This is a genomic window from Pedobacter antarcticus (genome assembly GCF_900112985.1).
GTDB classification, from domain to species: Bacteria; Bacteroidota; Bacteroidia; order Sphingobacteriales; family Sphingobacteriaceae; genus Pedobacter; species Pedobacter antarcticus.
In genome coordinates this window covers 216,987-242,787 of sequence record NZ_FONS01000003.1, presented here as the reverse complement: position 1 = coordinate 242,787, position 25,801 = coordinate 216,987, and the positions used below count along the sequence as shown (strand labels likewise).

At 40.6% G+C, this 25,801-nt stretch carries 20 protein-coding genes, 1 other RNA gene and 1 pseudogene; 10 read left to right on the top strand and 12 right to left on the bottom strand.

What is annotated here, in order from left to right; genetic code table 11:
• The 3 genes and pseudogenes from BM192_RS08540 to clpB form a co-directional block, all read right to left on the bottom strand.
• The gene (locus tag BM192_RS08540; RefSeq protein ID WP_037438116.1) at positions 1-1,011 is read right to left on the bottom strand and encodes a glycosyltransferase family 4 protein; all 1,011 of its coding nucleotides are present in this window, start codon (positions 1,009-1,011) and stop codon (positions 1-3) included.
• A complete protein-coding gene (locus BM192_RS08535; protein ID WP_037438115.1) occupies positions 1,008-3,296 on the bottom strand; it encodes a glycosyltransferase family 4 protein in 2,289 nt (762 codons plus the stop codon). Before BM192_RS08535 ends, BM192_RS08540 begins: the two co-directional genes overlap by 4 nt.
• A gap of 96 nt (positions 3,297-3,392) precedes the next feature.
• A pseudogene (clpB, locus tag BM192_RS08530) lies at positions 3,393-5,999 on the bottom strand (ATP-dependent chaperone ClpB).
• 303 nt (positions 6,000-6,302) lie between these two features.
• On the opposite strand from clpB, the gene BM192_RS08525 reads away from it, so the two are divergent.
• Together BM192_RS08525 and BM192_RS08520 are read left to right on the top strand one after the other, a co-directional pair.
• Positions 6,303-7,211 (top strand): EamA family transporter, encoded by a 909-nt coding sequence (locus tag BM192_RS08525; RefSeq protein ID WP_037438114.1) that lies wholly within the window; start codon positions 6,303-6,305, stop codon positions 7,209-7,211.
• 35 nt (positions 7,212-7,246) lie between these two features.
• Positions 7,247-8,053 carry an endonuclease/exonuclease/phosphatase family protein gene (locus tag BM192_RS08520; protein WP_037438113.1) on the top strand — a complete coding sequence of 269 codons (807 nt, stop codon included), beginning with the start codon at positions 7,247-7,249 and terminating at the stop codon, positions 8,051-8,053.
• Positions 8,054-8,167: 114 nt separating this feature from the next.
• Here BM192_RS08520 and BM192_RS08515 read toward each other — a convergent pair whose 3' ends face one another.
• Both BM192_RS08515 and pyrE read right to left on the bottom strand, forming a co-directional pair.
• The gene (locus BM192_RS08515; protein ID WP_037438112.1) at positions 8,168-8,566 is read right to left on the bottom strand and encodes an SRPBCC family protein; all 399 of its coding nucleotides are present in this window, start codon (positions 8,564-8,566) and stop codon (positions 8,168-8,170) included.
• 5 nt (positions 8,567-8,571) lie between these two features.
• Complete coding sequence (pyrE, locus tag BM192_RS08510; protein WP_037438111.1) at positions 8,572-9,231, bottom strand: orotate phosphoribosyltransferase; 660 nt, start codon at positions 9,229-9,231, stop codon at positions 8,572-8,574.
• A 177-nt stretch (positions 9,232-9,408) separates the two neighbouring features.
• Here pyrE and BM192_RS08505 point away from each other — a divergent pair, with 177 nt between their 5' ends.
• Positions 9,409-10,035, top strand: coding sequence for an NUDIX hydrolase (locus BM192_RS08505; RefSeq protein ID WP_037438110.1), 627 nt, complete (start codon positions 9,409-9,411; stop codon positions 10,033-10,035).
• A gap of 9 nt (positions 10,036-10,044) precedes the next feature.
• Here the strand turns inward: BM192_RS08505 and coaD are convergent, their stop codons facing one another.
• The 3 genes from coaD to BM192_RS08490 are packed head-to-tail and all read right to left on the bottom strand — an operon-like array spanning position 10,045 to position 11,888.
• Positions 10,045-10,515, bottom strand: coding sequence for a pantetheine-phosphate adenylyltransferase (gene coaD / locus BM192_RS08500; RefSeq protein ID WP_037438109.1), 471 nt, complete (start codon positions 10,513-10,515; stop codon positions 10,045-10,047).
• Between the two features lie 9 nt (positions 10,516-10,524).
• Positions 10,525-11,064, bottom strand: coding sequence for an RsmD family RNA methyltransferase (locus tag BM192_RS08495; RefSeq protein WP_037438108.1), 540 nt, complete (start codon positions 11,062-11,064; stop codon positions 10,525-10,527).
• Entirely contained in the window at positions 11,055-11,888 is an 834-nt protein-coding gene (locus BM192_RS08490) for a DUF3822 family protein (protein ID WP_037438107.1), read from the bottom strand. The genes BM192_RS08495 and BM192_RS08490 overlap by 10 nt, the downstream gene beginning before the upstream one ends.
• Before the next feature lie 52 nt (positions 11,889-11,940).
• Here BM192_RS08490 and BM192_RS08485 point away from each other — a divergent pair, with 52 nt between their 5' ends.
• Positions 11,941-13,392 carry an ATP-dependent DNA helicase gene (locus BM192_RS08485; protein WP_037438106.1) on the top strand — a complete coding sequence of 484 codons (1,452 nt, stop codon included), beginning with the start codon at positions 11,941-11,943 and terminating at the stop codon, positions 13,390-13,392.
• Positions 13,393-13,628: 236 nt separating this feature from the next.
• On the opposite strand, the gene BM192_RS08480 is transcribed toward BM192_RS08485, so the two are convergent.
• On the bottom strand, positions 13,629-13,940 hold the full coding sequence (locus tag BM192_RS08480; RefSeq protein ID WP_037438105.1) for a hypothetical protein: 312 nt from the start codon (positions 13,938-13,940) through the stop codon (positions 13,629-13,631).
• A gap of 139 nt (positions 13,941-14,079) precedes the next feature.
• Here BM192_RS08480 and BM192_RS08475 point away from each other — a divergent pair, with 139 nt between their 5' ends.
• The 6 genes from BM192_RS08475 to BM192_RS20740 all read left to right on the top strand — a co-directional run bounded on the left by BM192_RS08475 (position 14,080) and on the right by BM192_RS20740 (position 20,213).
• On the top strand, positions 14,080-16,866 hold the full coding sequence (locus BM192_RS08475) for a sensor histidine kinase (protein ID WP_074963953.1): 2,787 nt from the start codon (positions 14,080-14,082) through the stop codon (positions 16,864-16,866).
• Between the two features lie 105 nt (positions 16,867-16,971).
• Positions 16,972-17,304, top strand: coding sequence for a YegP family protein (locus tag BM192_RS08470; protein ID WP_037438104.1), 333 nt, complete (start codon positions 16,972-16,974; stop codon positions 17,302-17,304).
• A gap of 128 nt (positions 17,305-17,432) precedes the next feature.
• Positions 17,433-17,798: a transfer-messenger RNA gene (gene ssrA, locus BM192_RS08465) on the top strand.
• Between the two features lie 379 nt (positions 17,799-18,177).
• Positions 18,178-18,525, top strand: a complete 348-nt coding sequence (locus BM192_RS08460; RefSeq protein WP_037443815.1) for a helix-turn-helix domain-containing protein — start codon at positions 18,178-18,180, stop codon at positions 18,523-18,525.
• Positions 18,525-19,811 (top strand): type II toxin-antitoxin system HipA family toxin, encoded by a 1,287-nt coding sequence (locus BM192_RS08455; RefSeq protein ID WP_037443813.1) that lies wholly within the window; start codon positions 18,525-18,527, stop codon positions 19,809-19,811. The genes BM192_RS08460 and BM192_RS08455 overlap by 1 nt, the downstream gene beginning before the upstream one ends.
• Before the next feature lie 165 nt (positions 19,812-19,976).
• Complete coding sequence (locus tag BM192_RS20740; RefSeq protein ID WP_037443811.1) at positions 19,977-20,213, top strand: hypothetical protein; 237 nt, start codon at positions 19,977-19,979, stop codon at positions 20,211-20,213.
• 383 nt (positions 20,214-20,596) lie between these two features.
• Here the strand turns inward: BM192_RS20740 and BM192_RS08450 are convergent, their stop codons facing one another.
• From BM192_RS08450 to BM192_RS08440, 3 genes are all read right to left on the bottom strand, one after another.
• The gene (locus tag BM192_RS08450) at positions 20,597-21,532 is read right to left on the bottom strand and encodes a hypothetical protein (protein WP_037443809.1); all 936 of its coding nucleotides are present in this window, start codon (positions 21,530-21,532) and stop codon (positions 20,597-20,599) included.
• Positions 21,533-21,610: 78 nt separating this feature from the next.
• Complete coding sequence (locus BM192_RS08445; protein WP_037443808.1) at positions 21,611-23,983, bottom strand: ABC transporter permease; 2,373 nt, start codon at positions 23,981-23,983, stop codon at positions 21,611-21,613.
• Between the two features lie 190 nt (positions 23,984-24,173).
• A complete protein-coding gene (locus BM192_RS08440; RefSeq protein WP_037443806.1) occupies positions 24,174-25,748 on the bottom strand; it encodes a Na+/H+ antiporter in 1,575 nt (524 codons plus the stop codon).
• Positions 25,749-25,801 lie beyond the last annotated feature (53 nt).

Genomic DNA, 25,801 nt, shown 5'->3' with positions numbered 1-25,801 from the left:
TTAAGATAAAATCTGATGGTAGAGGCTTATATAGTCTGCTACCATTTTTTCTTTAGAGAATTGCGCAGCTGACCATTCCCGGCACAATGCCCTGCTGAGTGAGGGGACTGTGCTAACAGATTCTGCTGCCTCTTCTATATTATTCACCAGAAATCCCGTCTCGCCATCTTTGATGAGCTCTGGCATCGATCCGCGGTTAAACGCGATCACCGGGGTTCCACATAACATGGACTCTGCAACGCTCAGCCCAAATGGTTCATCAAAGCTTATAGGGTGTAGTAATGCAATTGCATTTCCCATTAATTCATTGCGCTTATCCGGGCCGGCAGAACCGGCATAAATGATCTGATCGCTAAGCTGCGGTTCTATTTTGTCAGTGAAATATTGCTGATCCTGTATAATACCTGCAATAATTAATTTCTGTTTACTTTTCTTAGCGATAGCAATGGCTTCTTCAGTTCCTTTATGCGGATGGATTCTACCGAAAAATAAAAGGTAAGCCTCTCCTTCGGGTTTATCCTGAAACCTTAGCGCAGCGGTGTCTATCCCGTTATATACGGTTGCCAGGTAGTTGAGGTCCGGATGCCGGTTTGACTCGCTAATGGATACATAATAATTTTTTGCATTGTATTTTTTATACACTGGAATAATTTTCTCTGAAGAGAAGCCGTGGATGGTAGTGACTACCGGTGTATCAATTAACCCGGTATAGCTCAGCGGTAGAAAGTCAAAGTGATTGTGAATAAGGTCAAAATCGGCAGCTGATTCCATCAGCTGCGCGATATGTAAGCACTCTATGACTTTGGCATCCTGATTACGGTCTTCTTCGTAACCTTGCTCAGTAATACTTCTTAGTTTTGCATTGGTCTGAGAACTTCCCGTAGCGAAAAGTGTTACCTCATGACCAGCCTCCGCCAATCCTTCAGTAAGGTTTGAGGCCATCTGTTCCCAGGGACCATAATGTAAAGGCGGCGTACGCCATGCGACAGTGGACAGAACGGCTATCTTCATTTCAGGAGCTCCTCTTTAATGGAAGCTTCTGTTTTATCGCTGAATTCATATTCCTGCTCCAGTGCTTTCAAAACAGTCAGGTGAGAAATCCAGTAGGCCAGCGTGCTTTCTGCACCCTGATTCCGGTTAACACCATAGGTTTGCAGCCCGTCACCACAACCTTTAGTTTCGTAGTCATACAGCGGCAGTCTCAAGCTGTTTTCGCCCAGGAACCATTGATAACTGAGGTCCATCTGACGAATATACTTCAGGTCGTGTGTAATTTCATATGCTTTAAAGTACATCAGTACCATAGCCATAGTTTCTATTGCCTGCTGATCATAGACGGCCATTTCCTGGTTCTGATACAACCATCCATCATTTCCTACAGGATTCAGATACCCTTTGTTCAAGGTTTTGCTGGTCAGATAATCCATACTTTCCAATGCTATGGCAAGTGATTCTTCATCATGGCTGATCTCATAATGAGAAAGTAGAGCCAATGGTAAGATCGCATTGTCATAAGTCAGCTGGCCTTCGTACCAGTGCCAATCATCTGTCCTGTTTTCTTTGTATGCTTTTTTAAGTGGAATGGCGAGCTTATTAAACTCTTCTTTAATAAATTCATCATGTGGATGGGCTTTCAGGAAACTGCTTAATCCGATCATTGTATTACCCAGCCCACGCAGATGTTTCAATTTTCCAAAATGAGGAATCGATCGCGCAAATAATTCTTTAGCGAATTCCCGGTACGAATTATTTGGTGCATTACTGCATAAATACCCCAGCGCCCAGATTGTCCTGCCAAATGAATCTTCGGATCCAATCTCATCCAGATATTCTCTGCGGAAGCTCAGGAAGTTCCTGAAGTTTCCGTCATCGCACTGCATATATTGAATATAACTCAAATAAACGGGTAAGAGTTCTAGCGCAGCCTTACTCTTATTCTGCTGCCAGGCCATAATAACCATAATCAACGCTCTTGCATTATCGTCCAGGCAGTAGCCTTCTTTAAGATTGGGAATTCCGTATTTAGCATGCTGTACAATCCCGGTATCGTCGGTTAGACGCTGAACATGAGCCATGCTAAAAGCCGGCATCATATCAATATCAATAACCGGGCGCACTTCTTTCTTCCTTTGTATTGCAGCTGCGATAGATTTTCTCAGCGTATTAATAAATACACCACCAGTTTTCGGCCAACGTAGTTTTAAACCATAATTATACGCATTGCTTTTAAGTGTCTTTAGTTCTTCAGGATTATCCAGCAGGTCGTTAACAATGACAGCGAGATTTTGTGAATCTTTAAAGTCAAACAACCTTCCACGGTTGTCTGCCAGCAGTTCCTGAGCATGCCAGTACGGTGTTGATATCACAGCAGCCCCAGCTCCGATCGCGTAGGATAGTGTACCGCTGGTAATCTGAGCTTCGTTCAGATAAGGCGTGATATACATGTCTGCCGCGGTTAGGTAGCCATATAATTCTTCTTCGGAGACAAATTTATTAACGAAGATGAGGTGATCTTCCACATCCAGTTTTTTAGCCAAACGTTTCAGACTGTCTCTGTATTCCTCTCCGGAATTACGAATAACACCCGGGTGAGTTGTCCCAAGTATGACATATACGACATCTGGGTGTTTGGCAACAATAGCCGGCAATGCTTCGATCACCGTTTCCAGCCCTTTATTTCTGCTGATCAGCCCGAATGTAAATAGTACAGTTTTGTTTTTAAAAGGGAGGGAGGCTTTGACGGGGTTATCTGCTCTGGGTTCCAGATCAGGAACACCATGTTCAATCAGTTGTATCTTCTCTTCAGGAATACCGTAAATCGTAGTGAGAAACTCAACTGCCCTGTTGCTCATAACAACGATCTTAGCAGAGTATTTGGCAATTTCCCTGATAATGGTCAACTGCATATAGGTAGGATCCTTCAGAATCGTATGTAGAATCGTTACTAGCGGTACCTGCAATCTGGCAATGAGCGGTAAGATATATACGCCGCTTTCTCCACCGTAAATGCCAAACTCATGCTCCAGTATACAGGAATCTGTAAAGCTGGTATTAATGTAGTCTGCAGCACGGATATAATCATTCTGATTTTCTTGCTGGATACTGAACTGCACCTCAGGCGGATACTCATATGGATTAACCTGTTCTGTGTCAGTTTCAGAGTCCGTCATTGCAACTACGAAGCTTTCTGCGGATACGGATGCTTTATCTGTTCCGATCGCATGCAGTAAATTCTGATTAAAAGTAGCAATACCGCATTCCCGCGGTGGATAAGTAGATATATAGGCTATTTTCATTGATTAAACGAAATGTGTTAGTTTCTAGCTGTACAAGTAAAAAAGCCGGCAATTGTTTTAGAAAAGCCGGCTTTTGACAAATAAATGGTATTGGAATTACGTAGTTGGTTTTTTATTATTCAGAAACACAAATTTGTTATCGAACATATCCAGTTTAATTCTGCTGTCTTTATCTATAGTACCAGCAAGGATTTCTTTAGAAAGTTCATTCAGTATTTTTTTCTGAATAACTCTTTTCAGTGGTCTTGCACCGAATTGAGGATCATAGCCTAGTTCTGCAAGCCAATCAAGTGCCTCAGGACTTGCTTCTATCTCGACACCCATTTCTGCAAGGCTATCCTGAACATGTCTGAATTGTAAAGCTGCAATATCGCGAACTTCCTTCCTGTTTAATGGTGTAAACATAATCAGTTCATCGATCCTGTTCAGGAATTCTGGTCTGATCGTTTGTTTCAGTAATTCAAACAGCTCATTTTTAGTTTTGGCAACAACCTCATCATGATTAGTTTCATCCAGGTTTTTAAAGTTTTCCTGAATTAAATGAGACCCAATATTGGAGGTCATAATGATAATGGTATTTTTAAAGTTAACCAGTCTGCCTTTATTATCGGTTAGCCTGCCATCATCCAGAACTTGTAAAAGAATGTTGAAGACATCAGGATGAGCTTTCTCAATTTCATCCAGCAATACAACTGAATATGGTTTACGTCTGACCGCTTCAGTTAACTGACCACCTTCATCATAACCCACATATCCCGGAGGCGCACCGATTAATCTGGATACCGAATGCCTCTCCTGATACTCACTCATATCTATACGGGTCAAAGCGTTATCATCGTTAAATAGGAATTCCGCTAGTGCTTTAGCTAGTTCTGTTTTACCTACGCCGGTTGTACCCAGGAAGATGAAGGAACCGATTGGCTTTCTTTTATCCTGTAAACCAGCTCAGGATCTTCTGATCGCATCGGAAATAGCTTCAATTGCTTCTTCCTGTCCGGCAACTCGTTTGTGCAGCTCGTCTTCCAGGTGTAGTAATTTCTCCCTTTCGCTGGATACAAGCCTGGTTACAGGAATTCCCGTCCAGCGTGCTACAACTCCGGCAATATCTTCTGCAGTCACTTCTTCCTTAAGCATTCTGCCTTCTCCCTGCTGCGATTCAAGCGTAACTTTCAAAGCCTCTACTTTATCCTGGGATTCTTTAATTTTACCATAGCGGATCTCAGCGACCTTACCATAATCTCCGGCACGTTCTGCCTGTTCTGCCTCAAGTTTGTAGTTTTCTATCTTCTCAAGTTCACTGTTAATGCCATCAACTACATCTTTCTCACCCTGCCATTTTGCCCTCAACTGATCGCGTTCTGCAGAAAGATTAGCGATTTCCTCACCAAGTGATTGTACTTTCTTATCGTCATTTTCTCTCCTGATAGCCTCACGTTCTATCTCAAGTTGCATGATCTTTCTATCCAGTTCATCTACATTTTCCGGTACGCTATCCATTTCAAGCCGAAGTTTTGATGCAGCTTCATCCATTAAATCAATTGCTTTATCCGGTAAGAAGCGATCTGAAATATAACGTTGTGACAATTCTACTGCCGCAATGATAGCTTCATCTTTAATGGTCACTTTATGGTGTGTTTCATATCTCTCTTTCAGTCCGCGGAGAATAGAAATCGCATCCTGAGTGTCTGGCTCATCTACAATTACTTTCTGGAAACGACGTTCCAGGGCTTTATCTTTCTCAATATATTTCTGGTACTCGTTTAATGTTGTCGCACCAATAGCTCTTAGTTCACCGCGTGCCAGTGCTGGTTTCAGAATATTAGCGGCATCCATCGCACCTTCACCGCCACCGGCACCAACAAGAGTGTGAATTTCATCAATGAACAAGATAATGTCTCCTTCGCTCTGCGTAACTTCTTTGATCACCGCTTTAAGCCTTTCTTCAAATTCGCCTTTATATTTTGCTCCGGCAACTAAAGCTCCCATATCCAAGGAGAACACGGTTTTTGATTTTAGGTTTTCCGGTATATCACCTTTGATAATCCTAAAAGCAATACCTTCTGCAATAGCGGTTTTACCGACTCCGGGCTCTCCAATGAGGATAGGATTATTTTTAGTCCTTCTGGATAAGATCTGAATTACGCGGCGAATTTCTTCATCCCTTCCGATTACCGGATCAAGTTTACCTGACTCCGCATATTCATTCAGGTTCCTGGCATATTTATTTAAAGCATTATAGGTCGCTTCTGCATTCTGATCGGTGACGCGGTTATCCCCGCGCAAAGATACTATGGCAGTTTTTAAGTCTTTTTCATTAACTCCCTGTTCTTTTAGCAATTTAGAGGTCTGGTCATTGACAGCCAGAATACCCAATAATAAGTGTTCTACGGAAACAAATTCATCCTTAAACTCTTTCAGATACGATTGAGCTTTCTGTAAGGCGGAATTCGCTCCGGAAGAAAGATATCCATTGCTGCCACTTACCTTGGGGTATTTCGCAATCTGGGTATCAAGCTGCTGGTTAAGCACGTTCATGTTAACATTCAGCTTCTTTAATACATACGAAACGACATTTTCGTCAACAGTGAGCAGACCTTTTAACAGGTGTGCTGTCTCAATAGCCTGTTGCTGATTGCCCTGGGCTATTTCGGAAGCCTGTTGAACTGCTTCCTGGGCTTTTATCGTAAAGTTGTTAAAGTTCATACAGCTCTTTGCTCAAAATAAATGCCACATCACAATAAGGATCAAAGACTGTTAAAATGTCGTTCAATGATATTTTATACTGAATAAATGTCTGATTTTAAGTTATTTGTACTGAATTTTTGTCTGAATTACAATCTGATTTAAAAATTTCTTGGTTTCCTGTCAGCGTTATTGTCCCTGAAATAGGTTGATTCTAAATGATTGATCTGTATCAGAAGGGTTTGCAGATAAGCTTACAATATTCTGCTATTTTATTAATCTGGATTGATTTCCTTTGCACCTGATTTTAGTAAGATATAATTAATGAAAAAGAACGCAATAAAAGGGGCCTTGTTAGTTGGCCTTGGTGCATCTAGCTATGGAGCACTCGCGACAGTAGTAAGGCTTGCCTACGACAAAGGTTTTACAACAGCCGAGGTTACAACAGCCCAGTTCAGTATCGGGTTAACAGGTATGTTTCTGATTAATATGCTGATTGGAAAAAAGAGTGGCAACACAGAAAAAGTAACCGGCAGTTCCATCTGGCGGTTAATGCTTGGAGGCTGTTCTTTAGGCCTGACCAGTATCTTTTACTATTATGCGGTTAAATTTATACCGGTTTCGGTAGCCATTGTACTGCTCATGCAGTCGGTCTGGATGGGTTTGCTGCTGGAGGCCGTACTTGATAAAAAAGTTCCTTCCGGGCTCAAAATTCTATCTACAGTAATTGTATTGCTCGGAACCGCTTTCGCAACCAATATTTTTTCTGATGTCCATGCCTTAAACTGGAAAGGTGTAGCCTGGGGATTTGCTGCTGGAATGTCCTATACGTTGTCGCTGTATTCTTCAAACAGTATTGCTACGCATCTCAGACCAATGCAGCGTAGTTTATGGATGCTACTGGGTGGCTTATGTATAATCGTGCTGATCTTTGCATCTAACTCTTATGGTGATTTCAACTTCGGTATTTTTTGGCCCTGGGGTTTATTTCTGGCATTTTTCGGAACGATCCTACCACCTTTATTATTCACGAGCGGCATGCCTTTAACCGGTATCAGCCTGGGAACTATCGTCGCTTCAATTGAACTTCCGGTTTCTGTAATGTTTGCTTTCATACTTTTGAAAGAGCCAGTAAACCTTACCCAATGGCTGGGAATTGCCCTGATTATCTTTGCAATAGTCCTGATGAACGTCAAAAATATTATTCAATCCAGACAGGACATCGGTTCCTGATCCAGCGTTTTGTGCTATTCCTCTAATATTATTTAATGAAGAAGTTCCTTTTATTATTTTTATTCCTGATCAATATTTCTGCTTTTGGTCAGACGATCCAGGTTTGCTCCTGGAACCTGCAGAATTTCGGTAAATCCAAAACTGACGAGCAAATTACTTTTATTGCCAAAACTCTCCGGGAGTATGATATCATAGCCATACAGGAAGTTGTGGCCGGTCCTGGTGGCCCTCAAGCTGTAGCCAGGCTTCACGATGAGCTAAATAGAACTGGTGCCAAGTGGGATTATACGATTAGTCACGGGACATCCGGAGACAGATACAGTAAAGAGCGCTATGCTTACTTATGGAAAACGAGTAAAACTTCTTTGGTAGGAGAGCCATGGCTTGAAAGAAAATACAACCTGGAGATTAACAGGGAGCCATATATGGCAAGATTTAAATTGGGTAAGAAGCAATTCACACTAGCTAGTCTGCATGCGGTACCTAAGGCTAAACAGCCAGAAACTGAGATCAAATACCTCCAGTACCTCCCAGCTGTTTACCCATCCGATATTTTGATTTTCCTGGGTGATTTTAATCTTCCGGAATCTCATACTGTTTTTAACCCCTTAAAAAGGATGGGTTATCCGCCTGCTTTTCAAAAGCAGAAAACGACGCTGAGGCAAAAATGTATACAGGGTGATTGCCTGGCTTCAGCCTACGATAATTTCTTCTATCAAAAAGCTTTTATCAATTGTATCAACTCGGGTGTGATACATTTCTATACCGCTTTTGAAGATCTGAAGGCTGCGAGAAAAATATCGGATCACGTACCGGTATATTTTAAATTCAGCTTACTGTAGCATTCTGTTTCGGTTCCAAACTGATAGTTGGGAAACAATTTCTGGGCATAAAAAAAGCTGATCTTTAGATCAGCTTTTTTTATGCCCAGAAACGGGATATTGAATATTGTGATATTAGGCTAATATTTCTGCTAATCTGCTTGTCTGGTGGTCTGCAAGTTTTTGTAAAGGACCTGCTGCCAGCATTTTCATCATCATATTAAGATCTGCCGATATAATATGTGTTGCGATAGTTGTCCCATCTCCATTATCGGATACGGTCCACTTTAACTCCAGATCAAAGGGTGCTTTTTCACTAGGAACAGCAATTAGCTCCTGATTTTCGATACGGCTTGATATCTTTAATGCAAGCTTAGCCATGTTTTGGATAGTAAAGTTGGCTTCATCTGTGGTAGAGGTCCAGTTATAGATATTCTCAGGCATCAGCTGCTGGTGATTATTCATGTCTGCTAAAAAAGCATACACCTGATCTACAGGACGATTAATAGTGGCAACACTTTCGATTACAGTCATCTTAGCTAGTTTTTTTGGTCTGCATTTTTACCCCATTCTGCAGGGTTTCTTCTCCATTGGTTCAACAAGTCTACTTCACTTTGTGCGATGAAGCTGTTTTCCGCAGCATATTGAATTAATGTATTATAGTTGGATAATGTAGCAAAGCGACATTTAGCTTCTTTGAAATTCTCTTCGGCGATATCAAAGCCATAAGTGAAAATAGAAACTAATCCGGCTACAGATAATCCCGCATCTTTCAATGCCTGAACTGCCTGTAGACTGCTCTTGCCGGTTGATATAAGATCTTCCACAACAACTACGCGCTGTCCTTCAATGATTTCACCTTCGATCAGGCTACCTGTTCCGTGTTCTTTTGCTTTCGCTCTTACATAAGCAAATGGCAGGCCTAATTCCTGTGCAACAAGGACACCCTGAGGTATTCCTGCAGTCGCAACGCCGGCTATCAGATCTACCGATCCGAATTCTTCCTGAATAAGCTGGGTAAGTTTTTGTCGGATGTATGTTCGTACTGAGGGATGGGAGAGCGTCACCCTATTATCGCAATAAATTGGAGATTTCCAGCCTGAAGCCCAAGTAAACGGGTTATTTGGCTGTAATTTTATTGCTTTAATTTGAAGTAAAAATTCAGCTACCTTTAATTCAATATCACTTTTATTATACATGATCCAAAATTACTCAAAATAATAGCTTTATTCCATAAAGCATTAGTTCTTTTTTTGCCAGTTATTGATACTCAGGGGTATAATTGCTAAATAGTCTTGTTTGGCAAAAAATATCCATTGACTTTGCGCAGCATACAGAATTTATTTACTTTTATTTCCTGATTTTAATTTATAAACATGAAGACCTACAGGATCTATATCAATAATAATGCACTGATTATTAGTAAGCAATTGCCAGTGATGAACGTTCCTGTACAGGAAGTACCCGTGAAAGGATTTAATTTTCTGAACTTTTATGCACAGCTGGATCTGGCTGGAAATAAACATTATGTACTAATTACTGACGATACCAAAGCTGTTTTTAAACAGCTTAAAAGTAGCTGTACGCTGGTCAAAGCCGCTGGCGGTTTGGTGAAAAACGCAAAAGACGGATATCTTTTTATATACCGGAATAAAAAATGGGATCTGCCAAAAGGTAAGGTCGAAAAAGGCGAGGGAATGCGTGAAGCAGGGTGGCGCGAGGTAGAAGAGGAATGTGGTGTTAAAGTATGGAAGAGCGGTAAAAAATTATGCAGGACTTACCATATCTATGTCTTAGGTAATAAATTGGCCCTGAAGAAAACGAACTGGTACGCAATGTCCGTAAAAGGGATTCCTGTATTGATCCCACAAAGGGAAGAAGGTATTACTAAAGCTGAGTGGCTAAGTGCAGATCAGGTGAGCGCTGTTTTGGAAAACACCTACCCGTCAATTATGGATGTGATGGAAGCAGGAAATCTGACAACTGATCGCCTGCTCCAATAATTTATAAACTTAGGCCTGCGGAAGGAAGGGAAACGCTTCCTTCGGCAGGAATGGGGTAACATCACCATGGTTTCGAAGTATATCCCGAACTATGGTGGAGCTGACTGCCGAATATTGCGGTTTGCTTAGTATAAATATAGTTTCCACTTCGGGCATCATCGTCTGATTAATCTGTGAAATAGCCCTTTCATATTCAAAATCACCAACAGATCGGATTCCCCGAATCATATAGGTAGCATTGATCTTTCTGCAAAAATCTACCGTCAGTCCTTCATAAGACTGTACTTCTACATTATCAAAGTCGTGGAATACAGCCTCTACAATTTGTTGTCTGACCTCTCCGGACAAGAAACTTTGTTTAGAGCTGTTCAAGCCGATACCGACTATTATTTTATCAAATAAAGGTAATGCACGTTTAAGAATGTCTGCATGTGCAATGGTCAGCGGGTCAAATGAACCAGGGAAAAGTGCTATTTTCATGGGATATGCTTATGGGATATAGTTGAAAAAGCTGAAAGAGGAATTTCCGTATCTTCTGGTCTCTGTATAACCTGGTTGATTATTCAGTTTTAGGAATGACGGGTGTTCTACCACAAGTAAACCGTTTTCGGTTAGTAATTGTCTTTGTGCAACAAGTTCCGGGATACGCGGGATAGTCGCCAGATCGTAAGGGGGGTCCGCGAAAATAATCTGATACTTTCCGTTATGCTGCTCTAAAAACTTGAATACATCTGCTTTTTGCAAATTGATGCCTTCGAGTTTATAATGCTCTATTACAGACTTTATCCAGTGGATGCAGCCTGAATGTTTATCAACAGAAGTAACGGACTTAATTCCCCGGGAGACAAACTCTATACTGATATTTCCCGTTCCGCAAAACAGGTCCAGGACGTCACAATTATCAAAATCGTAAGTATTATAGAGAATATTGAACAAGGCCTCTTTGGCCATATCGGTGGTCGGTCTTACCGGAAGGCTTGCAGGTGCATTCATCCTGATACCTTTGAGTGATCCTCCGATTATACGCATAAGTCAAAAGCTATTAAACTGCTGTAATAATGTCCCGGCATATCATCTAATATGGTGTGGTCGATATCGCCTGCAGGAGGCTGTGTAAAGTTAATTTTGCTGAAATATTTTAAGAGACAATTGTAGGTATCATCATTTTCATGAATAATTCCACTCAACTGCAGTTGGATGATTTTTGTATCCAGTTTAAGCTGTTTTATAATTAGTAACAGGAAATAATTGAATTCATCTGTATTTTCGAATTCAAAGTTATTGAGATAAACAAGCTTTCCATTCTCTAAAACAACAGCATGAAACGAGCCCGCAGTAAAGTCGAGGGACAAACTGCTGGTTTCGGATTTACCGGCTAATGCAAGCGCTGGCGCATGCTGATCGAATAACTCCGCTCCCGGCAGATGATCTTCCAATAACTTTACAGTAGACTTTTCAATATTGAACACCGAAGTAAATCCAAATTCTTTACAAGGACGTGTATAGAGATTCCCTGTTAATCCGGACGGAAAGAAATTACTGTATTCGGCGGCTTTTTCCGTCTGGTAAACAGCGTCTGGTACACTCAGATGATAAGAGGTGTAAACTGCAGCCCTTATTTTTTGAAATGGAAGCTGCAGGTAGCTGTCATTCTTAAGCGTATGCAACAGAGCTCCTGAAGCCGGATCACATTCCTGCATATCGAAGACCGCCTTCAATTGCCTTTTCTCCAAATCTATTATCGCGTAGGAAAGACTGTCTCCGGTTATTTTCATTAGCAAGCTGCAGGACGAGGCAGTCTGCGGATCAAACTCCGGATCTACCAAAAGTATACTGTTTTTGCTCTTGTTCATCTTAGCAAAATTAATTCTTTTTTCTATAACAACACCATTGCATATTTGTAAAATGGATAATGCAGTATTAATTGCCAGTTCTTACCAGTACGAGCCGACAGCCGAACAACTGAATTTTTGTGAACAGGTAGCTTCTTTCCTCACCGGGCGGGTTGACCAACGTTGTTTTATATTAAGGGGATATGCAGGAACGGGAAAAACGACTTCAATTGCGGCACTGGTAAAAGCTTTGCCACGTTTTAAAATGCGTAGTGTGCTGCTTGCGCCGACGGGTAGGGCCGCGAAAGTAATGCGTAATTATTCAGGCAGAACCGCATTGACTGTCCATAAGCGCATCTATAGAAAAAGGTCGGCTGTTTCTACCGAAATGGCTTTTCAGCTGGCGCCAAATCTTGCCGAGAATACGCTCTTTATTGTAGATGAAGCATCTATGATTGCTGATGAATGGAATTCTAAAAGTGGATCGTCATTCCTGAAAGATATTGTGGATTATATTTATAACGGAAAAAATTGTGCTGTTCTTTTTGTCGGCGACACAGCGCAGCTACCTCCGGTAGGCAGTCTGGAGTCACCCGCATTAAACAGGGATTATTTAGCTCAGACTTTCGGTTTTGAAGTATTTCATACAGAATTAAAAGAAGTGGTCAGGCAGGGAAGGGAGTCTGGTATTCTGGCTAATGCGTCTATGCTTCGTGTATTAATTAATGAAATGGAGCAAGAAGATGACCATTCTGAAGACAAGGCATTGATACCAAAGTTTTTCACTAAAGGATATAATGATATTTTTAGAATGACCGGGCTTAAGATGGTAGAAGGGCTGGAGTATGCATACCGGAAGTTCGAGATGGAAAATACGTTGGTTGTTTGCCGGTCAAATAAATCGGCAAATATATATAACCAGCAGATTCGTACAAGGTTGTTATACCGGGAGGAGGAACTCACGGGTGGCGATCAAATTATGATTGTCAGGAATAACTATTTCTGGTTACCTGATAATGAGGCGGGTTCTTTTATTGCTAACGGTGATATGGCGAGAATTGTGCGGGTAAGAAGGGAAGAGGAACGTTATGGTTTTCGGTTCGCCGAAGTTCAACTGGAGTTCTTTGATTATCCTGATGCGGGGCAGATTACCTGCAAGGTTATGCTGGACACACTTCAGGGTGAAACCCCTAATTTGAGTTATGAGGATAGTAAAAAGTTGTTTGAGGGGCTTTCAGCCGATTATGAACACATTACAAATCGGCGCGAACGGATGCTGGCAATCAAAGCAGACCCATTTTACAACGCACTGCAAATCAAATTTGCCTATGCTGTAACCTGTCATAAAGCACAGGGTGGACAATGGGATGCCGTTTTTGTAGATCAGGGTTATCTTACCGATGATATGATCGATATAGAGTTCCTCCGGTGGCTGTATACAGCTGTAACACGTTCGCGGAAAGAACTCTTTTTAGTAAATTTCTCCGCAGGCCTCTTTGAAGAGGCTGCTGAAGATCAGTATTAATTGTGTTTTTTCATGCCGAAAGACCAGTAAAAAGCTAAAACACAAATTATTACGGTTAATACTAGCATGATCGCTGTAATTTCGCCGTTTCCTAAAACTGAGCTAATAGTTGTCATAATCCTTTTTTTTGGTGAAGATAGCTATTTAAATTTGTAATGATAAATTCAGAATCCGTCGAAAAGCCATTTATGTGCTGCTCAATGGGGATTGAAAGTAACAGTCGGGGATGTTTTTTCCTAAATTACCACATCAAACTTTTGTTCTATGATCTTACCTAATGTATTGATAGGCAGAGTTATTGAGCTATTGCCCGGAGCTAATATCTTCCAGGTTCCATTGCTACGGGTTCTGGTGATTTCAAAGTTGCCTTTCTCACTGAACACCTGATAAAGGTTGATTTTAGCGAAATTTTGCACTACCTGATAGATTTCTTTTGCGATTTTAATCTGAATACTTTTCATAATTAATGTCTGATAAGATGTTTCCAGCTTTCTTTTCCCTGGTCTTTTAACTGTAGTTTTTAAAGGATTGCTACCTGTTTTTAACATACTGTCTTCTTAAGAATTTGCATTTTTCCTGCCAATCAGATATTATATTAGATATACAGTTTCCCTGCAGATAAAATGTATCTGTAATATTCATACTTAATTAAATATTTCAGGTAATTTAGTTTTATAATTACCCGATATGTGCCCAGATTATTTGGATAATAGATTACAGTTTATGTGTGGCGGAGGAGAGACCGGCAGGCTGGTCCGTAACTACAGCTGGAAGGAAACTTCTTTAGGAGCCCCTCATGAATGGCCTGAATGTATCCGCACTGCAGTGAGTATCTGTCTGAACTCCGCTTTTCCGAATGCGGTTTATTGCGGTGACGAATTTAATCTGATCTATAATGACTGTTATATTCAAATAGCAGGAAACAATCACCCCGATATCCTGGGGCTGCCCAGGTACAGGGCCTGGCCTGAATCCTGGAAACAAACTCAGGCTTTATTCGAACAGGTAATTTCTTCCCGGTCAGCCGTTAATGCAGTTGATGAGTTGTTTCTGCTGAACAGATACGGTTTCATTGAACAAGCTTATTTTAATTATACTTTATCCCCGATAATAGATGCTTCAGGTAAGGTCTGCGGAATTTTTAATTCTCTTATGGAGACTACAGACCGTGTGCTGGCTGAGCGACGGGCGTCACTTCTAAAACAGTTCAAATCAGCATCTGCAAAATTTGATAAGCTGGGCAGCGCTTTTGAAGAAGTGCTCGGACCTTTACAACGGGAAAGAAGAGACATTCCTTTTGCGGCATTATACGAAACGGATAAGCATGGGGGATTTAATCTCAAACAGGTAACAGGCGAGCTTATTATTGAAACAGATAGACTGGAATCTGCTTTACCGGACGTAATTGCTTGCGGAAAGCCGTTGTTTCTGAAGCTGGAAAATAACAATGTGTTCTTAGTACCGGTAATACAGGGTGAGTTTCAGGTAATAGGTGTTTTTGTCGCCGGGCTGAACAGTCAGATCTATTTTGATGATAACTACAGGCAGTTTCTTGAAAATATAGGTTTCCTGATCGGTACAACCATTTCTTACTCTCTAAGGCGGGAAAAAGACAAGTTTGTTTCAGATCAGATTAAGTATAATGAAGATCAGTTTCAATTTGCTGTGGATGCGGCTGGACTGGCGACATGGGATTTTAATACTGGCAGTCAGTTATTTACTGGAAACAGACGGTTGTATACTTGGTTCGGATTTCCAGAAGGTGACGGGATTACTTTACGTCAGGCTCTGAGTCGGATTGCAACCAAGGATCGGCCACATGTGGAAAAGGCGTTAAATGATGCTTTGAAATTTGAAACCGGAGGATATTACAGAGTAGAATATTATATCTTAAATCCTGAACAGTCTGAGCCACGGCTGGTAAGAACGACCGGGCGTGCTTTATTTAATGACAAAAACGAGGTTACCAGGTTTAGTGGAACTTTGCAAGATATCACTGCGGAAAGAAATACATTGCTCGTTCTTGAAGAGACTAACAGCCGCCTTCAGATTGCTTTAGAGGCCGCAAGCCTGGGATCTTACGAATTGGAACCTAAGACGGGTAAAATGCTTTGCACGGCTCAATTTCTTGCTAATCTTGGCCGGCCTGCAGATGATTCTTTTGCTTACAACGATTTGATTTCGCAAATACTGCCCGACTATCATCAGTTAGTGAGTGATACAATACAAAAGTCGATTGCCGAAAGACAGATTTATGAGATAGAATACGCCGTGCGCTGGGCCGACGGTACCTTGCACTGGATAGAAGCCTATGGCAAACCGCAGTATGATGAAAATGGTGAGATCCTAAAAGTAGTTGGTGTGACGCAAGATGTTACTAAACAAATCAGTGATAGAAAGGAATTGGAGCGTGCATATGAGAAGGCGCGGTTATCCCGTGAAGCTGCACAATTCGGTACATTCGATCATGACCTCGTCAACAGCCGCATGGAGTGGGATGAACGTTGCCGCCAAATGTTCGGAATTACCCACCAGAGGCCTTTAAATATGGAACGAGATCTTATTAACGGGATGCATGAGGACGATCGGGAAAGAATGAGTGATCTCATTAAACATACTTTGAATCAGGAAAAAAGTAATGGAGACTATGATGCTGAATACCGTACTATTGGTGCGGAAGACGGAAAAACCAGGTGGATCAGAGCAAAAGGGAAAGCATTTTTTAATGAATATGGTGTCCCCTTACGTTTTATAGGAGCGGTTCTAGATATTACTGCTCAGAAAGAAAATGAAATCAGGAAGAATGACTTTATAAGCATGGTTAGCCATGAGCTTAAGACTCCATTGACCTCATTGAAAGCCCATGTTCAGGTGCTGAACAGGAAAGCCAGAATTCATAATGATAATCACACTTCTGCATCACTTGATAAGGTCGAATTGCAGATAGGGAAAATGAGTACCATGATTAATAGCTTTCTCAGTGTGGATAGACTGGAATCAGGACAGATTCATCTTGAAAAATCTGAATTTTTGCTAAATGACTTGATTTTGCAGCAAATTGAGGAAACCAGGCTGATTGTTTCGAGCCATAAATTATTTTTTGAACCGTCTGTATCGGTAAAGATATACGCAGATTTTGAAAAGTTAGGTCAGGTGCTGACAAACCTGATTAGCAATGCCGTTAAATATTCACCTCAGGGGGGCATAATAACGATTATTTGTGGTTTCAGAGCGGGGCAGGCATTTGTCAGTGTCAGTGATACTGGAATCGGGATCAGTAAAAGAGATATCGGCCATCTTTTCGACCGTTTCTATAGAGTGGAAGGAAAATATACCAAACAGATTTCTGGATTTGGAATTGGCCTTTATTTGGCTGCGGAAATTGTACGCCGGCATGATGGTAAGATCTGGGTAGAAAGTGAAAAAGGTCAGGGGTCGACGTTCTATTTCAGTATCCCTCAGTCAGTGGTATAAGTTTTTTCTGAAATCATCTTTTAATTTAATGTATTTTACATTATTTTTAACTGTAATACAGGTTGTTCGCCTGTTTGGTGTATTTCTTATCTAAATTATTCAATTATGTCAAAATTTGAAATTAAAAAGAGAAGCAATGGAGAATTCCAGTTTAGCCTGAAGGCGGGTAATGGAGAAGAGATTTTGCCGAGTGAGGGATATACGACCAAAGCAAATTGTGAAAACGGAATTCAATCCGTCAAGAAAAACTCCGTATATCCAGAGCGTTTTGACAGGCTGGTTTCCAAAAACAATAAATTCTATTTTAACTTAAAGGCTAGTAACGGTCAGGTAATCGGCAAAAGTGAAATGTACGAAAGTGCCTCCGGAAGAGATAACGGGATTGAATCAGTAATGAAGAATGCCCTTGATGCCAAGGTAGTTGACTTAACGGTCTGATTATCGTTCAAAAACGTTCATGCTTTTTTTATTTTTCTTAAACCCCTTCTGATTGAGTTTGGTATATTTATTGTACTTTTGTGGCAAGGAAAGCTGAAAAGCCTATGTTTTAAGTTTTCTTTACATATGGGGCCGTTTTGGATTTGACAGGGTGGAGGTACGTATGTTAGCATGCAGTGCGTTGTACGGAGAGCACTTAAAGTGAACGTTCACACTATAATTGGCGAAAATAACTACGCCTTAGCTGCCTAATTTAGAATTAGATAGCTTTTGTCCCTCTGGTTGCTGCGTTTTTAGGCTAGAATCCGGGGCATCGAAATAAATGACGCTGGCGATTGTAAGGTACGATACAGTCGCGAGATAAAGTACCTAAGGAGAAAGGCAAGGTAGGTTTCCGGCCCGTCTGATCCCGAAAATAAAGTGGAAAATAAGCATGTAGAAGGCATAATTTGCCACACAACTGGACAAGGGTTCGAACCCCTTCGGCTCCACCAAAAAAGCCTCTGAGATTATCTCAGAGGCTTTTTTTATTTAGAAACTTTTGTATAAATGCGAGTGTCTAATAAATTGATTAATTCCGGACAAGTCTGAATAAAAAAAATGATAATATTGCGATTTTCGAATTGCAGAAAATTTTCGTTACACTGTCACGAAAATTGAGATAGTCACATTATCTCTTTGTCAACGGCCAAATTATTAGGGTGAGATCTGTTGATTTTGTGTTAAAAATTCCTTATGATGGACATTCTCCTCATTAGTGCGAATGTTGTCAATTAATGATGGCATTACTCATCATTAAATCTAAATTATTACGTTTAAAAGTATTATATTTGTTGGAGTAAGTCATCATTACATAATTTAATAGCTTTAAAGATGGAACAGTCAGACATCGACATTTATTCTAAAAGTGACCTTTATTACCTTGCCACAATCGGAAAGTATGTAAGGTCAAATCGAATTTCTCAAAACAAAACACAACTCGAGTTAGCTAAAGATGCAGGAATGAACAGGACAACTTTAAGCCAGCTTGAGAAAGGAAAGCCTGTCAATATATTGTCTTTAATACAAGTATTACGTGCATTGAAAAAACTTCATGTTTTTCAAGAAATGGAAGTTAAGCCTCAACTAAGTCCTATGCAATTCGCGGCCCTAGAACAAAAACAAAGGCTACGCGTAAAAAGGGATAATAGTAAATCGCCAAAACAGAAATCCGACTGGTAATGAATACAGCATATATAAATTTATGGAATAAAAGAGTTGGTGCAGTTTTATGGGATGAAGAAAGAAGGTTTGCGAGCTTTGAATATGATAAAAGTTTTTCAAGTCATGGTTGGGATATTGCACCTATAAAAATCCCTATTGAACGAACAGGCCAAATATTTTCATTTCCTGAACTCGCAGGAAATATCACCTTTAAGGGGCTTCCGGGCCTGCTCGCGGATATTCTCCCGGATAGATATGGAAATACTTTGATAAATGCTTGGTTGGCAAGAAATGGACGTGCTCCCGACAGTATGAATCCTGTTGAAATGCTCTGCTTTGTTGGTAATCGTGGTATGGGTGCATTAGAGTTTGAGCCTGTAAATCCAAAGGGAGGCGAATCATCTACAAAACTTGAAATATCAGGTTTAATAGATATAGCTAGAGACATTTTAAACAATCGTCAGAATTTCAATGCCGATCTAAGTAATAATAAGGAAAAGGCACTCCTGGATATTATTAAAATTGGAACTTCTGCGGGAGGAGCACGAGCTAAAGCTTTAATAGCCTATAATGACCAAACAAAAGAAGTAAGATCGGGGCAGGCAGATGTACCTAAAGGATTTACGCACTGGCTTATAAAATTTGACGGAGTGCATGATAGCCAATTCGGTGAAACTTATGGTTATGGAAGAGTTGAAATGGCCTATTATTTAATGGCAACAGACTGTGGTATAGAAATGATGGAATGCAAGTTATTGGAAGAAGATGACCGTGCTCATTTTATGACAAAGCGTTTTGACAGAGTGCTTGGCAAGGGAAAAATCCATGTGCAAAGCTGGTGTGCGATGTCGCATGCTGACTTCAATGAGGTTGGGATACATAGTTATGAAGAGCTATTTCAGACGATGCGGATGCTCTTATTACCTTACCCACAGGCGGAGCAATTATTTAGAAGGATGGTGTTTAATGTAATTGCAAGAAACTGTGACGACCATACTAAAAATTTTTCTTTTATGATGGATAAGCATGGAGAATGGAAGCTTGCGCCTGCATTTGATGTATGTCATGCTTATCGCCCTGGAAGTATATGGGTAAGTAAGCAATCGTTGACAGTAAATGGCAAACGAGAAAATTTTAATAGATCTGATCTCGTAAGTGTTGCCGAGCAGATGAATATTAAAAAGGCTGATTCTATAATATCAGAAATACAACAGAGCATAAACAAATGGTCCGTATATGCTGATCAGGCAAAAGTGAAAGAAGATATCAAAAGAGAAATTGAAAAAACCTTATTGAACATATGACAGGGGAATACTTTTTTGTGAAAACCTCTATGTTACAAATATTGATCCTTCAGCAAAGTGGCCTAATTTGCTCATGATCTGACGCATGGATAATTGATTATCAATTTACGGAAAACCGTGAGGCTGTAGTGTGTCTTGTGCTTAATTTTTTTTAAAAAAAAACTTATGGCAAAATATAGAATTTCTGGTGTCTGTAAAGATTCTAATGACACGATTGTGGCCTATGCATTTCACACCATTATGGAAAACTTAACGGGACGAGTAGTTAAGAAAACCAAGGCTCAAGCGACAGCCGTTTTAGAGGTAGTCGGAAACAGTGCTACGACCTGGGTGTGGAATTATAAATTGATCAAGAGCTTTAAATCTTCAATAAGCAGCTTAAAGTATTCCTCTTATGGCTAACTTATCAAAAGCTCATGCTTCGATGAGCTTTTTGATTTTATAGAATTTCATCACCCGTATCAAATAATCCACGTAATTTCTGCTGTAATATGAGTGTTAGAGACGACCTTTTAAAACTCTCAAAACTGTTGTGCAGCATCGAATTCCTCTTTCACCAAAACATTTCCCTTATTAACCACCCTAACCAGTATCAAAAGCTGCACAAAGGGTTCAAGTTTATTTTTCAGCGATTTTTACGGCACTTAACACTTCTTTTTTCTGTGAGTTATATGAATTTCTGAATGACCAAAAAAGTTCATAATCATGATCAATAGTAAACAGATTCGATAATGTCACCACGGTGTTATGTGAAAAACGGCTCTAATCGACTTTAACAATAGTTTTCATCGGGTATAATTTAATTCGAAAAGTTGATTAAATAACTCGGACTTGGTTATGAGCGGTCGATCAAAGTATGAGAAACTCCGGTCACTTTTAGACTCAATGTTCACCAGTCCAAACCAATTGGCGAAACATTCAAAGAAACGAATCTTATAGGCTTGGTGAAAATCTTCATTAGCTTTCCCTTCTTTGCCGTTCTGATGTGCCTCCCATAAATGTTCTTCAAAAGCCTGAATCAGTTTAAGGCTGTAGAAGTCACTTTTTCGAGCGCTATCTCCATATTTTGCTAAAAGCACTAGTGAATATGTCCAACCCAGCTGACCATATTTACCATTGTCCTGAAGTTCATAGAAATTATTCCAATGAAATCGGGTTCCAAAGTAATTGAACATTTGGATAAAACGAACTGACATCGACTCCTCAAGTCGTTTCTCGCCATTTTTTGTCAGCGATAAAGCATTGTTTCGTTTTTTTACTATCCCTTCATCCAATAGATATTGCTTCAGCGGCCAGAGGTAGGGAATCTCTTCTTCGCGAACTCGTTTAACCAACTGCATATATGGCCAATTGATCAGATTTTGGCCACAAAGAAGTTCACAGATACGGATAGGCAGATTGCCATTTACAGTGAGTTTTAAACTTCCTGCCTGACGTATTTCATTTATCAGGATCTCTGACAGTCTGAAAAATGGCGATTTGCTAACATGGAAATCCATATCCTTTTTAAACTGTAATATATTGTCAGGTGCAAATGGTGCATAAAGTAGAGCGTTCATCTGCTCAGGGCTTATGCCGTCAAAATTATCAAGTGGGCTATTATTTATCTTTTGCTGATGTTCATACATCAGAATGTTGAGTTCTTCTATACTCAGTGTACCATTCCGGGCATGGGGATAGGCTGCAAAGAATGAATTCATGAAGTCGTCTGCTGTACCCATAGCTATAATATTTATGCGTACAATTTACGGATATAGGATTGATAACGCCAAGGGATCTTGTGCTAAAATATTTAACTTTTACTCATATTTCAACGCGTCTACAGGGTTAGCTGTTGCCGCTTTGTAAGCCTGAAAACATACTGTTAAAAATGCGATTAATAAAGTTCCTGCGATTGATATCAGCACAATCGATAATGATATAGTTGTCCTGAAGTCAAAATTAGTGAGCCATTTGGTCATCAGATAGTAGGCTAGGGGCACACCAATAAATGCAGCCACCAATACCATTTTCAGAAAGGAAATGGAGAGCAGTTTCATAATACTGCCGACCGAGGCTCCCAGTACACGTCGTACGCCAAACTCTTTTGTTCGCTGTTCTGCACTATAAGTAACCAGGCCGTAAAGTCCAAGACAAGAAATTAAAATGGCTATGCCTCCAAATAAGTTGACCAGTATGCCCAGGACTTTCTCTGAATGCAGCTTTCTGGAATACAGCTCATTGGCGAAACTTATTTCTACCGGATAATCCGGATTGATACTTTTGGCGACGGCTGAGATCAGTTCGATATTCTTTGTCAGACTGTTAGCTGTATTTAATCGCATATTTACGATTCCGCCCGGATCTTTATTGAAATCAATCACCATTTGGCGTCCGGAACGATAGGGAGAGTCCCAGACGAAATCCTTGAAAACTCCAATCACTCTCAATTGTTTTCCAAAGAGATTTACATTCATCCCTATCGGATCTTTAAGCTTCATGGCTTTCACAGCTGTACTGCTTAGTAAAATTGCTGCAGTATCTGAAGCGAAATCGCGGGAAAAATCACGTCCTGCAAGCATTTCCACCCCATTTGTTTTTACAAAATCATACCCCGTCTGCAGGCGGTTAAAAACAATATCCTTTCCCTGCTCTTCCATTCCTGGCCACTGAAAGCCATAAAACCATCCACTTGCATTAGTCATGCCTTGCGATGCCTCATTGACGGCCGTTACCGCACCGGTTTTCAGCAATTGCTCTTTAAACAACTCAAATTTGCCAGACAATTCTCCATCTTGAGGCATTTGAGCAAGTAAATCGATATTGTACCCCACTGGTCTGTTTTTTATAAACTGCATTTGTTTATAGATTACAAGCGTGGCAATGATCAGCATGATGGCAAAACAAAATTGCCCGACCACTAGTACCTGTCTTAGATTAAAGGGAATGGCTTTCGCACGGGCCGTTTTCTTTTTTAAAGTTTGAATCGGGCTAAATGCAGATAGGTATAATGCAGGGTAAGTACCTGACAAAAGTCCGGTCAGGATTGCTACCGTCAGGATTCCCAGCCAATAACCTGTATTAGCATAATCAATTCTTATATCTATTTCCAAAAGGTTATTGAAAAGGGGTAGACTAGATTCGGTAATGGCAACAGCAATCAACACAGCAATTGTAGTAAGGACCATTGCTTCAGTAAGGAATTGGGTAACCAGTGAGTTTCTGGTTGCGCCCATAGTTTTCTTAATACCCACTTCTTTTGCCCTCCGCTCTGATTTAGCAGTGGCCATATTCATGAAGTTAATGCAGGCGACAAGCAAAATACCAAAGGCTAATGCCGTAAAAAGGTAAATGCGTTCAATGTCTCCACCTATGCTCTTACCATTCAAAAATTCACCATGTAAATGTTTATCGGCTAGCGGGAATAAGAAATTCTCGTTCTTTTGTTCCGTGTAATCCTCGTTGAAAAGCTTTTTTACCTTCGAATTAATCAGGTCAATATTGGCCGGATTATTAACTTTTGCCATTGCCAGGAAGTTGAAATTTCCCCAACCTGGATTTTTAAGGTAATCGTTTATGCTTTCGAAGAAAGACCAGGGCATTAAATAATCAAACCTGAGAGATGTATTGGCAGGTAAATCTCTGATCACACCAGTAACATTTAGATCTTTTGCATTTTTATATCTCACGGTTTTATTCAGTACATCTGTAGTGCCGAATAATAATTTCGCTGTCTGAGCAGTTAATATAACCGAATTTGGCATACTGAGTGCAGATGTAGGATCGCCGGCGATGAACTCGTAGTTGAAAACTTTAAGAATCTCGGGATCTGCAAACAGGTCTTTTTTCTTAAATACATTTTGTTTATTGGCAATGAGCGACTCATCGCCACCTCCGATTCGGGTTATTGCGTCTACCTCAGGTATTTTGGACCTGATAGTCATTGCAATTCCATCTCCCGGCGAGCCTCCGGTACTCGTTATTTTCCCACTGGCATCCTGGAAATTAGTCATCACCTGGTAGATTTTGTCTGCATCCTTAAAACTACGGTCAAAATTTAATTCATAATTGACGTAAAGCAGCAGCAGCAAACACGCAGATAAACCAGCCGCCAGACCAACGATATTAATAACGGAAGAAGTTTTATTTCTCCAGAGATTACGCAAAGCGATTTTTAAATTGAGTCTGAACATAGCGGCATTGGTTTCAATGAAATAAATACGAGTTAGTTCGCAGTCTACCAAGTTTGTGCCAAGAGGAAATTAGCATTCAAATAACTGTTGTACAGGTTTTTATGTTTTTTCTCTAACTGAATTTGTCCGTTATCGAACGATATACGTACACTGCCGGACATTTAGCTAAATATAGTTAAGCTTATTAGTCTCAGCTGAAGCTCAATTTTTCTTCTTCCAGATCAATAAATTGAAGGTGCTTACGAATAATATCTTCATCAAGTGCCTCCTCTTCCTGGTTTTTATTTAGCAGCCATAACCGCTGCTCGTTCAGGATATCCAGATAAATTACTTTACACTCTTCAGCCATCAGTTCATTACCTGCGGATGAACTATTGGCTTCCCATTTAACAGCCATCTGTTGCAATATCGGTTGATTTTTTAATTGTGTGCTGTAATTTGTCCGCAAATGGGTAAGCGAATGCTGTGCTAGTTGCTTACGGATACCCTGATAAACTTCCTCTTCCGGTAAAGTTTGATCCAGATTGGGGATTCCGATTTTTCGGATAAGGTAAGGTAAAGTCAACCCCTGCAATAACAGCGTGACCAGAATAACAATAAAAGTGATAAAAAGAATAAGGTTGCGCTGCGGGAAGGCACTTCCGTCAGCCAACTGTACAGGTATTGATAATGCTGCTGCTAGTGAAACCACCCCGCGCATGCCTGTCCATCCAAGAATGAGGGGTACCTTATAGCCGGGGTTCCTGTTGTCGGCGACAGTGATAAACCTGCTTGCTATTAACGTGATAACCACTGCACCATATGCAGATAAGATCCTTCCCACAATCAGCACTGCGGTAATCAGCAGACCGTAACCCATCGCAGATGAAATACTGACACCTTCCAGGCCGGATACGATCTCCGGCAGATCGAGGCCTATCAGCATAAATACCAGACCGTTTAGCACAAAACAGAAGCTTTCCCAGAAGTTTACTCCACGCAGGCGTGATGTGCTGCTAAGGAAGAGATGCCTGTTATTAGATAATAAAAGGCCGCCGGCAACTACAGCAAGTACACCAGAGCTATGCACCTCTTCCGCTGAGAGATACATGATATAAGGAGCTAAAATTGTTAATACAATATCTGTATTAACGTCGGTAGGCAGATGTTTATGGATCTTCATGAAAACCCATCCGATTAGTACGCCAATACCTACACCACCAATCACCATCCAGCTAAAACTCAGTGCTGCTTCCTGCCATACGAACTGACCTGTTGCCACAGCTACTAACGCAAAACGGAAAATAATTAACGAAGAGGCATCATTCAGCAGACTTTCACCTTCCAGGATTGAAGACATCCGCTTGGGTATTTTTACGAATTTTAAGATAGCACCAGCGCTTACGGCATCTGGTGGCGAGACAATGCCGCCCAGTAAAAAGCCAAGGGCTAGAGAAAAGCCGGGTATAAAATGATTTGCGACAAAGGCTACCGACATGGCCGAAAGAAATACGACAACAAAGGCAAAGCTGGTAATAATTCGTCTCCAGCGCCACATTTCCTTCCAGGATACAGCCCAGGAGGCTTCATAGAGCAGTGGGGGAAGAAAGATAAAAAAAATAAGCTCGGGGTCGATATGCAGGGTTGGGATCCCGGGGAGGAAGCTGATCGCTAGTCCGGCTACAACAAGCAGTACAGGATAGGCGACCTTTATTTTATTAGCCAGCATAATCAGTAGTACTATGGCTAAAATTAAACTCAGGTAAAAAGGGAAATTTTCTAACATTATGCTGAGGTTATCATACTAAGTTAAGGTAGGAATTATTTTAGTGGATTGAA